General features: G+C 39.2%; 9 protein-coding genes. 1 reads left to right on the top strand and 8 read right to left on the bottom strand.

The window, feature by feature from the left end:
- On the bottom strand, positions 1 to 729 hold a 729-nt coding region (locus AC220I_RS12675), incomplete at its 3' end, for a hypothetical protein (protein ID WP_486724210.1).
- A gap of 24 nt (positions 730 to 753) precedes the next feature.
- On the bottom strand, positions 754 to 1,611 hold the full coding sequence (locus tag AC220I_RS12670) for a hypothetical protein (RefSeq protein WP_486724209.1): 858 nt from the start codon (positions 1,609 to 1,611) through the stop codon (positions 754 to 756).
- A gap of 88 nt (positions 1,612 to 1,699) precedes the next feature.
- Here AC220I_RS12670 and AC220I_RS12665 point away from each other — a divergent pair, with 88 nt between their 5' ends.
- Entirely contained in the window at positions 1,700 to 3,820 is a 2,121-nt protein-coding gene (locus AC220I_RS12665) for an ATP-binding protein (protein WP_486724208.1), read from the top strand.
- Here the strand turns inward: AC220I_RS12665 and AC220I_RS12660 are convergent.
- From AC220I_RS12660 to AC220I_RS12635, 6 genes are all read right to left on the bottom strand, one after another.
- Positions 3,817 to 4,203, bottom strand: a complete 387-nt coding sequence (locus AC220I_RS12660; protein ID WP_486724207.1) for a DUF4280 domain-containing protein — start codon at positions 4,201 to 4,203, stop codon at positions 3,817 to 3,819. The genes AC220I_RS12665 and AC220I_RS12660 overlap by 4 nt on opposite strands.
- Positions 4,204 to 4,211: 8 nt before the next feature.
- Positions 4,212 to 4,964: a hypothetical protein gene (locus tag AC220I_RS12655; protein ID WP_486724206.1), complete on the bottom strand. Its 753-nt coding sequence runs from the start codon at positions 4,962 to 4,964 to the stop codon at positions 4,212 to 4,214.
- Positions 4,954 to 5,538: a Pvc16 family protein gene (locus tag AC220I_RS12650; protein ID WP_486724205.1), complete on the bottom strand. Its 585-nt coding sequence runs from the start codon at positions 5,536 to 5,538 to the stop codon at positions 4,954 to 4,956. Before AC220I_RS12650 ends, AC220I_RS12655 begins: the two co-directional genes overlap by 11 nt.
- A 14-nt stretch (positions 5,539 to 5,552) precedes the next feature.
- A complete protein-coding gene (locus tag AC220I_RS12645; protein WP_486724204.1) occupies positions 5,553 to 8,312 on the bottom strand; it encodes a stalk domain-containing protein in 2,760 nt (919 codons plus the stop codon).
- A gap of 11 nt (positions 8,313 to 8,323) precedes the next feature.
- Positions 8,324 to 10,342: a TolC family protein gene (locus AC220I_RS12640; protein WP_486724203.1), complete on the bottom strand. Its 2,019-nt coding sequence runs from the start codon at positions 10,340 to 10,342 to the stop codon at positions 8,324 to 8,326.
- 9 nt (positions 10,343 to 10,351) lie between these two features.
- Positions 10,352 to 10,835 (bottom strand): hypothetical protein (locus AC220I_RS12635; RefSeq protein WP_486724202.1); only part of this gene is annotated, 484 nt, incomplete at its 5' end.

The following is a 10,835-nucleotide window of genomic DNA, read 5'->3' as shown; positions in this document are numbered from 1 at the left end:
TTCAATAGGTCTGTTCATATACTTTTCTTTGAAAAGTCTACGACTGTCGTTCATTCTGACTCTTGCTCGATCTGCTTTTATAATTTTGTAAACAGCTATACCAGCTTCTATGGCATCTATGACCATCCCAAGACCAGGAATAATCTTAAAGCCCTTTAGCACAGTACCACCAAATCCTTCGATAACATCAATGATGCTACCAGCCATGTCAAAGGCCGCATTAGCTGTTTCCTTGCCTAGTTCTGCAGCTTTCTCCTTGCCAGATGCATCTGATTTCATGATTTCATAGGCACTTTTGATGTAGCCAATAAATGTAAGTGCAGCGCCGGCAATACCATTTCCATTACTCCAACTGTCCAATGCATTTTCAGCCATTTCAAATATGGAGGATCCAATACCGGATGCAGTTGCGCCAGTATCGACAACGGTTTGTGCAGTATCTAAGGCTTCTGACTCTTTTGGCTCATCCGATAAAAAGGCATCTTCATCACCAATTTTATAACCATTAAAAACATCATGCATATTTTTAATGCCCTTTAAGGCGTCAGCAGATACAGCCCCCTGTCTTGCTCTCGTTTTTTCATTTAAAGACTCCATCTTGGATTTTGGTGCTTCAGCTGGTTGTTCAGTCGGTTGTTCCGTCGATTCCTCCTCAGTAGAAGGCTCCTCAGTGGTCTCTTCAGTACTTTCTTCTGGAGTATCTTGTAACAGATCGCTATCTACGGACATATTATCAACTCCTTTTGCCAACCATTATTGCGCTTTTGAAACATCGATGACCTCCTCCTCTTCTAAATAGTTCAGAAGTTTTTTCAGCCAAACCCATAACCAATAATCACTTTTTTCCTCATCTGTTAAATTAACTTGATCCTGATTTGATTCAAACAGGTGTTCAAGCCGCTTTTTAAACTGAGCTTTTTTAAACTGATTATCGTATATTTGTTGCCTCAATCGATCAATCTGGTTGTTGATCCTAGCTGTAGCCTCTCTGATGGTATTCAAAGAGGTGTTTTCTAAATTACTTTTTATTTGCGCTCTTTCAGAATACAGGGCATTGAGCTCTTGAATTGCCTCTGAATTACCCAAAAAAGGAAATATCGTTTTAATGTCTTCCGTTTCAGAAACGCTGGATGCGCGTTCTAAATACTTCATAAAATCGCCAGTGGGGTCCGATTCAGAAATGAAATGACAAAAGGCTTCGTCAATGTTATCAGCGAATGTAGTATATCGACTCCTAAAGTACGAGGAGGTTCTTTGCATCTCAATATTGGAATGTTTGTATGTATTAGTGTGACCAGTATTGTCATTTTTCCTTGTGGAAAGCAGGACCTTTTGATCTTCAGAAACTTTCCCCACAAATAATTTGGCATTTTGTGATTCAAGTGTTCTTTCATATTCTACAGGTCTTCTTTCGCCGTCTTCTTCCGGCATTTTAATTTTATCTAGAACCTCCCTTGGCTCATCAGGCCCCTCTCTAATATTTCTGAACTGGCCGATCTTGTAATCGGTTGGTCCTCTAATAAATTTAGGAATTTCTGAATCCTGACTCTTTTCCTTTTCACTTATATATTCCGGTTTCTTTTTATCTTTTATTTCACCATACATTTTCATAGTGTCCACATCCTTTATTTATGACGATTACGGTTAAAAGTTATAAATTTGGTTATATTATCACTAAACAACATGTTGGAGGTATATTATGTATTCATCTTATAAAGCTTATGAATCTTTGGACCAATACTATAAAGATATTTTAAAATATGTAGACCTTAAATCCTCTGAGTATTTTGAAGCAACCCTTTCTGATCAAAAATCGCCTTCACTTGGTTGGCAACTTAAGCAATATACAGCTTTGGCAATGGAACGTCGGACTCAGGCAGAGGCCAAACTCGAAGAAATTCAAAAGAGATGTATCGAAACACTCCCTACTCCTCTTTTTATACCTCTTGAACACCTATTGGAAACATTTAAGTTATCTGAATTTGAAACCTTTTGTATTTATCTTTCAATTGCGGTTGAACTTGACCCCTCATTTGAAAAGAATATGAGATTCTTTAACGAAACCATAAAATCTGCTTATCCTACTCTGGGCCTTGCTTTAAAAATATACTGTCTCGATGCACAGGCCTATTTGGCTGAACGTATCCAGTTAAATCGTCAAAGCAAACTCTTTAAATACTTTGTTGTAAATAGTCTGTCTTCAAATGCAAATGCACCCTTAATTGCCGTGCCCTTGAAACTCGATATGTCCATTGTCGATTTTATGCTCAACTTTGACCAATATCAGATTACGGACTCTTTTATGTCCATTGTCATGCCATATTCCAAGCCTGATGACCATCAATTCGACCTTGTAGAGACCAATCTTCATGAATTTGTAAATATCAACTACAAGGAAGACCTCAACAAAAATGTCATGTTCTATTTAAACGGACCAAAAGGCATCGGCAAACATGAATTCGTCTATCATTTTTGCAACGAGTATGATCAAACCATACTGTTGGTTGATTGTAAAAAACTAAGCTTAAACACATCGGATGTTGACCAACTCACACGTGAGGCAATTTTACATCGTGCCACTGTGGTCTTCGAAAATTTTGAACTCTTGATCTCACCTACCAATGATAAAAAGGCTGCAATCTTTCTTGAATACTTACTCAATGCCCTTAGGAAATTTGCCAAGATTAGTTTCGCCTTGTCTAGCGTACCTTGGTATGGTCAAACAGAATTCAGTAAGTTTTCAATAATTGAAATCGCGTTTGATATCCCAGATGCTTTGGAACGCCATAATATTTGGTGCGAAAAAGGTCAAGGCTTATCACTGGAAGATTCTGTTGACCTAGCAGAGCTCTCCAACAAGTTTAAGTTCACACCCAACCAAATATCGAAGACCTTTCAGGATGCTTACAATGAAATGCTCTGGACACAAAAGGATTCAATTTCGAGTAAAATGCTCCATAAGGCAAGCTATAATCAACTTTCACATGGTTTAAAAGATAAGGCTCAACTGATTATTTCTGGCTACACCTGGGATGATATTGTCTTACCAAGTGAACAATTTGAACTATTAAAGGAAGCCTGTAACCATGTGAGATATAAACACATCGTTTTCAACAAATGGGGTTTTAATCAAAAAATCACCTATGGCACTGGCCTAGGACTCCTATTCACAGGTCCTCCTGGAACAGGTAAAACTCTAGCTGCTCAGGTTATTGCCAATGAACTCAACCTTGAAATATACCGGGTGGACTTATCACAGGTCATCAGCAAATATATTGGTGAAACTGAAAAAAACCTTAAGATCATTTTTGATGAAGCAGCGCTTTCAGGTGCCATACTCTTGTTTGATGAAGGTGATGCCCTGTTCTCTAAGAGGACTGATGTCAGTGATTCTCACGATAAGTATGCCAATGTTGAAACAAGCTACTTGCTTCAAAAAATCGAAGCCTACGAGGGCATTTCAATAGTTACCACCAACCTTCTCGGCAATATAGATGATGCCTTTATTCGAAGATTTTCATTTGTTGTTCATTTTCCATTTCCAACGCCTGAATACAGAAGAAAAATATGGCGTTCTGTATTTCCAAAGGAGACGCCTCTCTCTAAAACACTGGACCTTGAATATCTTGCAAATACCTTTGAACTATCAGGCGGTAATATAAAAAACATTGCCCTTAATGCCTCCTTCAAGGCCGCTTCTGCAGACCGTGAAATCATCATGAAGGATTTGCTCCTAAGTGTGGCCAATGAAATCTCTAAAACAGGTAAGGCTGTATTGCCATCTGATTTTGGTGAATACGCTTATTTATTAACACTTTAAGGGACCATAATCGTACCTTGGCCAGGTGATGTGATCTGAATTACACCTCCCCAGTTGCACATGAGTTTGGACGAGTTGTTAAGCGCCGGCATATTTGCGATAAGGACAGTAGGTGACCCTGGAACCCATGGCGCCACAGTCATTGGGATACAAGGCTGTGGTGTTAAAACCCCAAGTGCTGCTGCAGTTGCCGCTGCTACTTGCGGATTTGCCATGGATATACACATGGCAAAGGGCATGATGTTGCTGTTTGGAATATGATCCATAATATTGGCGATGGGCATACTCGTCATTACCATATTTTTTGGTGTTACCATAAGTGAGCTCGGTGCAGTCCCAAATGAACACATTAAGAGTGCACCGCCACATACTGCAAGTCCCATGTTACCTCCTAAAAAGACCCGACGTCAGTTATGACGTCTTTTTTTATTTTAACTGTGGTTGATTTGACTTTGGCATCATAGTGAAGTCGCATTTTAAATTCAATGGTTTCAGTATCCAATGCCCTTAAATTTTTAATCGGGACCATGAAACGGCCGTTTGACTGCGGTATAGCCTCGATGATTTCATATATTTCACATGCCGGTGTATAGGGAAATTCCAAATTAGGGATGCTATAATAGCCGACATTATCTAAACCGATCCTTACAATTTGCTCATGATGTTCTTCAGTAAAAAGAAATTTTCTACCCATGAGGTCCGAATCATAAGATTGTGAGAGGTCCATATATTTTTCTGCAACAATATTTGATTTTAGTAAAAATCGATTTCTTGACTGGTCATGGATAATTTCAAGTAAATCACATTCAGGTGCACTTCCTAAAATTGCTGTAATATCATCAGGATAAGGGTATTTTTCATTTGGTATTGCCCGTATCAACTGGTCTTCATCCTCTAAGCTTATGGCGACACTCTCATAGTATGGATGATGCCATACAAGCTTAAACTTCGTGTTTTTGTCTCCTAATTTAGAATAATGATGGTTTTTAACAATGTTGGAGAAGATTACATAGGGCGTCATCTTCTTAGTGGGCTTAATGGGAATGTCATTCAGTTTATAGGTTTCAAAGGCAGGCAATAAGGGCTTGTCCGTATAGGCATCTATGAACTTGATAACAAGGTCCACATGGTATTTAATGGTCATGATTGCCTCCCTTTAACTCAATAGAAACATCCTTAACACGTTTAACAGACTTAATTTTAGTGGATTCTAGTCTCACTGGCTGTACCTTATAAACCATCGAAAGCTGATAAGGAATATTTGGAAACTGCCAAAGCTTGATTTTTTCCTCATATGGGATATTCTCTCTTATGATTTCAAAGGTTTCACCACTTTCTTGGAGACTACCCACCAAGGCTTCATTTTCAAGTCTTGGATGATCACCAAGCACCTGCATAACCCTTCCTAATATTCTTTGCTCATCCACTGCCTTAGAGTTTCGATCCGCATTAGAATAAACGGTTATAAGATAATAGAGGGTTAGACTCTGAGGCGGAAATTGGAGCTCATTGTTGCTTTTTTGGATCATATTTCTCTGGACAAAATCACTGTTTTCTTGAATGTCATATAAATGAATGCCCACTTTTACATCCTCCTGCTTGCTAGGATTGCAAAGATTAATTTGTTCGTATTTTTTTATGATTTCAGGCGATAATTCATTCCTTAGTAAATTTAGAATCGATTGCGAAACTTCTGCGATTACGGTGTATTTTCCCATGAATGATCTCCTTTCTATTTAAGTGGTAGTATGATCAATGTTAAATCTGAGATATTTGGCATTATAAAGTTCTTGATATCGGTTGTGTAATAAGTCAGAGGCGCATAACTGACACCACTTATAATTTTCATTTGATAATCCATAACAAACGGCACATCTCCCTTTTTAACAATTTGGGAGTCTTCAATGAAGATTTCCTTTTCCATCAATCCACTGACTTCAACACTTCTATTTTCAGGATGCCAATATACATCTAAATTGAATAAATTGTAGAAAGTTTTAATCGGCACATAGGTAACACCTTGAATTTCAATCGTTGGTACTTTCACGAGTATATACTGTCCAGCGTCGTTTCTTGTAACCACCATGGATGGTATATTATCTATATTGGTCCCTGTGCCATCCGCGAGTCCTGTACCCGCTTCAAGTCCTCTGCCTGTTCCTTCACCACTTTCAGTGCCACTTTCGCCGTCGCCACCAGAACCTACACTGGCTTCACTACTACCTTCTTGTCCTTGGCCAACAGCACCTGTCGCACCCTGCCCTAAATCGCCATCAGCTAGTGCTAAAAGTGCAGCAATCTGATCAGGTGATAATAGTAGTGTTAAAGCGAGCAAGGCATCCCCTTGGTCTTGCATGTTTGCAAGAAAGGCATCCTTGGAGGCACTAATTAGAGCGCTGGTAAGCATTGTAAGATCTCCTGCCGGTTTTAGGGCATCCGGTAACAAGGCATATATGGTAAGCAAATCGTTGATTTCATCATTAATGGTACCAATATCACCTTCATTGATGGCTTCCTTGGTCGTTACAAGAGCATCCGAATAAATTGCCAGTATTTGCTGGTCAGTTGGTGATAACAGCAACGCATACTTAGCAAGCAATCCCTTTAAAGCATCAATTTGACCCTGTAAATCATCATTTTTACCAGCAAGCAATTCTATTTGCCCATCAGTTGCACCTTCCATTTGAAACATGTTGTCTGCAATCTCTTGAACAAGTGCTGCGATCTCATCATTGGTTTGAAGATATAGTCCTGCAAAAGAATTATAAAGCGCGTCTTGTTGACTTGTAAGGGTATCCATATTGGCTTGGATTTCATCTGCCAAACCCGTGTCGTTATTTTCAAGAGCACCTAAAAAGGCCTTGTAGAGGTTATCGCTTTTATCCTTTAGGGCTTCCAAATAAGCGACCTGTTCCATTGTTTCAGGATCACTTAAAGCGATCATTTGATTTAACTGATCACTTAAACCGTCTTTAATAGCGGATAATAGATCTTCAGGCGACATACCAGTTACCATACTGGATTCATCTGTTCCGCTAGGGGTTCCTGCAAGACCATCACCACCTGCGCCAGTGCCAGTACCAGCATCTGTACCTGTGCCTGTGCCACCATCACCACCGTTACCATTTTCTGCGCCTGCGCCAGGATCTGCACCTGTTGCTGTTCCGTCGGCACCACTACCACCTGCGCCACCTATTACTTGATCATCCTTGGGAACAGCTGCCATGGCCTTGTTAATTTCATCAAGCGCTTGAGCCATTATCGCTTGTTCTTCCTCGGGTTTATCAAGTCTCGCCAGTATATAGTTGATTATGAGTTTAAACTCATCGACAGTTTCCTTTAACTTTGCGATCTGAGCATCCAAGACTACCTTTAGGGTTGCTGCAGGTTCCAAGTTCTTTAGTGCTGTATAATAAAGATCGCCCTTACCCTCTGCGGCAACGGTTTTTATTTTGTTAATGCTCTGCGTAAAAACAATCATAAGAATCTGTAGCTCAGAAGGCTTATCCAAAACAAGGTCTGAGGTAATATGGTCAACATGTGACATTTGAGTAATCGCAACTTGTGCTGTCTTATAGTCTTTATTTGTAATGGCTTGTGTTAAGCTCTGTTCTTGCCCTAGCCTATAAAGGGCAAGCAATGTGCTATTATCTGAATTTATAGTGTCTGCCTTTTCAGAAGCATCTGATTCAACTTTACCTATTGTTTCCCATATATCTGCATTCAAGGCATTTAACCCATTTTTAACAGCACTATCAGCTGCCACATAAAGCCTACCAAGTAATGCATTGTCCACAGCAATTTCACGATAGGTAAATGTATTTTCCTTTTCAAGCGCTGCAAGTGAAAGCACAAGATCTGAACCGCCATTTGAACTCAAGTAAGCGATAAAGCCATCCCAAGAATCCAGTTGTTTATCATAGCCCTCAATTACAGTTTGACCAAGAGGTGCCAGTACAGGCCCTAAAATATTTTTTGTCCTCTCTGAGACAAGATCTTCATCATCAGCATCAAACAGTTCCTTGGCAAGGTCATAGTCAATCACTAATTTTTGAAGCATATCATTGGCTCTAGGATCTAGTAGATTGTGCAAATCGTTTATAGATGTCACAGCACCAGTTTCAAAGACGACAACACTGCCATCTTCTTTTATCCAATGTGTTAAAGGAATTGCTGCAATTAATGCATCAGAAACGATATTGGGTGACTTGTCAGAGATATCACTTATGCTTTCTCCACTTGTAATATCCACCCAAACCTTACTGGTGGTCAAATCCGATTTATAGAGTATCTTTTTTTGCCCTGAGCTTTCTACTGTGGCCTGTGCCAAATCTATGGTTTTAGGATTAAGGGCTTTGTAATCTATGACATAGGTTCCGATGATAACTGAACGCGTCGGAAAATCCTTTGCCGCAGGTCTAGCCTCAGCAAAGCTTAAATTAAAAATCATAGAAACTAATAATATTAAGGCCATGTATCCTTGTTTTCTCATTTTATCACCCTCTATTTTTCTGTAGAAACCAGAACACCCTGCTCATTAGCTTGAGTCTCCGGCACCAGTCTAAGCTTAATAACACTTTCATCACCCAGTAGGAGCTCTATATTGTATTGTTCAAGATCCATTAGTACAAGTGACAAGGCCTCAATTGAAGCTCCTTTTTCAACAGGACCTTCAACGACAGTGCCCACTTTACTAATCACCTGAAAATGATCATAGCCAATTTGATCGCTAATTTTTATACTAAGACCACTTCGAATAAAGTCTAGCTGGACCATTTGGAAAGTTCCAATCGGCAATTTTAAATCATTTGGGTTTGTCTTAAGGGGTTCGAGTTTTAAGTCACCTTGGTAGCCTTCGCCTTGAATCACAGACCGATACATGGGCACATCCTTGGTATATAAAACAAGTGACAGGTCAGATGAACTTTCAAATGTAAGTGGTAAATGCTCTATGGTTTCCGATATTGGTGTTAAACCGCCTACTGGCAAACCATTGGCATCAAACAAGCGATAATGTGTCACCTGCATGTCTGCTGGAACATTTATACCAAAGATGAATTTTAAAGAGTCATAAGGGGTTTCCAAGTACCAAAATGCACCTGTACCACCACTTGTCTTTTCAACATTTGAGACCCCTGAATCATAGTTGCCAGTTGCAAAATTTGCATCGCTGGTCACTTCTGACACACCACCTGAGGTATTAAAGTCAAGGGCTGCTATAAATCTGGTCAATGAGATTCTCGACAAGAAATTTGCGAGTTCAAGCGCTTTTAAGGTATCCTTAGCTTGTTGTACTTCTGCAAATGCGACGATACCCGCTAAGTTATCCTGTCTCAATTTCTCATAGCTGGCCTTTGCAAGTGAAATTGTAACCTCAGACTGTTTTATCACTAAATCCATTTGTTTAACAGCATCATAGCTGTCCTTTATCTTCTGTGTTGTAAGGTCTATCATGGCAGCTTCAGCCACGCGTTTTTTGTCTCTTTCACCCAATGCCACAATCAATGGATATTTCTCGTTTTCAAAATATCTCAAAGCCGTATATTCGCCTTGGAACCAGCGCATAGGGATCTTAATTTTAAAGAACAATAAATTGATGACATAGACCTTCTGCCACTTTGCATCGATATTTTGAAGCATTTGTTCATACTTTTGAAAAAGTGCCGCATAATCGATTTTAGATTTATTGAGCTCTGAAGAGAGAATGTTGACCTTAGAACCGTAGTAGCTCTTGTATATGTCATAAACTTCATTGACTTCTTTTTCTGCCAGTTTTCGATCCTGTGTGGCAACATAAACCTGATAGTCCTTTGATAAGCCATACTTAATCAAGGCTTCTAAATCATCTCTTGTCAGTGTAACCTGGGACAATTCACTCTTGAAATTGTATCCTCTTGTTAAGTCAATGCCGACCTTTTGTGAGAGTTTTTCTTTAGAGGCTTCAAAATCAAGTTTTGCTTTAGTAAGGGTATCTTTTGACTTGTCTAGTGCTTCTTTGACCAGGGCTAAATCCTCCTGTGTGGTATCGCCTGTCAAAAAACGCTTATAAAGTCTTTGATAAGTGGCTTCTAAATCCTTGTTGTTGTCGGTTTCAAATTTAAGAACAGCTTCCTTTTCAAGTATGTCCAAATATGCACTTTTAACTTCAAACACCAACTTGTTGACTTCAAATTTATATTGTTCATTTAGTTTTTTGATGTCATTATCTATTTTCGGCAGCTTCATGATCAACTCAATTTCCTTTGGCATTGCATGCGTTTCAGGAAATTTAATGTCAAAGAGTAAAGAGAACCTCACTGTGGATTCTTTTTTTCGGATATCTTGTAGGCCCTCCACAGCCTGTTTTCTCTCCACGCCCTTTTTGATCAAGTCTAGCTTTACTAAATTGAGAGCATCACTATTCTTTTGTGCAAGTGAAATAGCCGCTTTCATATCAATTGTCCGTGCAGCATAGTCAATTGATAATTGCGGCATAATCATTGTTAATATCAGAATTAGGAGTAATGTTCTTTTGATTAGCATATAAGCCTCCTAAAGCGCCTCGTATTCATAGAAAATCAGTTCCAAAGTATCAAAATCAAAATAGAAATTAAGATTAGAAGATGCCTGAGGCACATGTAAGACGAAATAGGTCTTACCATTCTCGGTTTGTGCAGATGCTGTAAAGGTCTCAAAATTGGCCTTGATCTCATCAAGCTTCATTTGGCTTTGCCACTCGCTTGTAAAATCAAAGGTATTGATGACTATTTTATAGAGTGTAGGCTCTATGACATCTGTTGGATAGGCATAATAAAACGCACAATTTGCCTTTGGATATGAAATCACATAGTAATCTTCGGATTGTGTAATGTTACCACTTTCTAAAAAAACCTGCCTTACATCTGAGCTGCTTAAGCCAATTAGACCATCAAAGGCGATACTGCCTTCAAGCCATTCACCCTGATAAATCTTTTCACCTTGAATATAATATGTACCCTGTCCATTAAACTTACTTTTATCGAAAGCGCCATCATAT

The organism is Fusibacter sp. (assembly GCF_057447755.1).
The sequence above is the reverse complement of the archived record's forward strand: the minus strand, read 5'-3'. Positions and strand labels throughout refer to the sequence as shown.

Coding starts and splice junctions, on each gene's coding strand:
- AC220I_RS12670 (WP_486724209.1), bottom strand. CDS start 1,611: ATGAAAATGTATGGTGAAATAAAAGATAAAAAGAAACCGGAATATATA.
- AC220I_RS12665 (WP_486724208.1), top strand. CDS start 1,700: ATGTATTCATCTTATAAAGCTTATGAATCTTTGGACCAATACTATAAA.
- AC220I_RS12660 (WP_486724207.1), bottom strand. CDS start 4,203: ATGGGACTTGCAGTATGTGGCGGTGCACTCTTAATGTGTTCATTTGGG.
- AC220I_RS12655 (WP_486724206.1), bottom strand. CDS start 4,964: ATGACCATTAAATACCATGTGGACCTTGTTATCAAGTTCATAGATGCC.
- AC220I_RS12650 (WP_486724205.1), bottom strand. CDS start 5,538: ATGGGAAAATACACCGTAATCGCAGAAGTTTCGCAATCGATTCTAAAT.
- AC220I_RS12645 (WP_486724204.1), bottom strand. CDS start 8,312: ATGAGAAAACAAGGATACATGGCCTTAATATTATTAGTTTCTATGATT.
- AC220I_RS12640 (WP_486724203.1), bottom strand. CDS start 10,342: ATGCTAATCAAAAGAACATTACTCCTAATTCTGATATTAACAATGATT.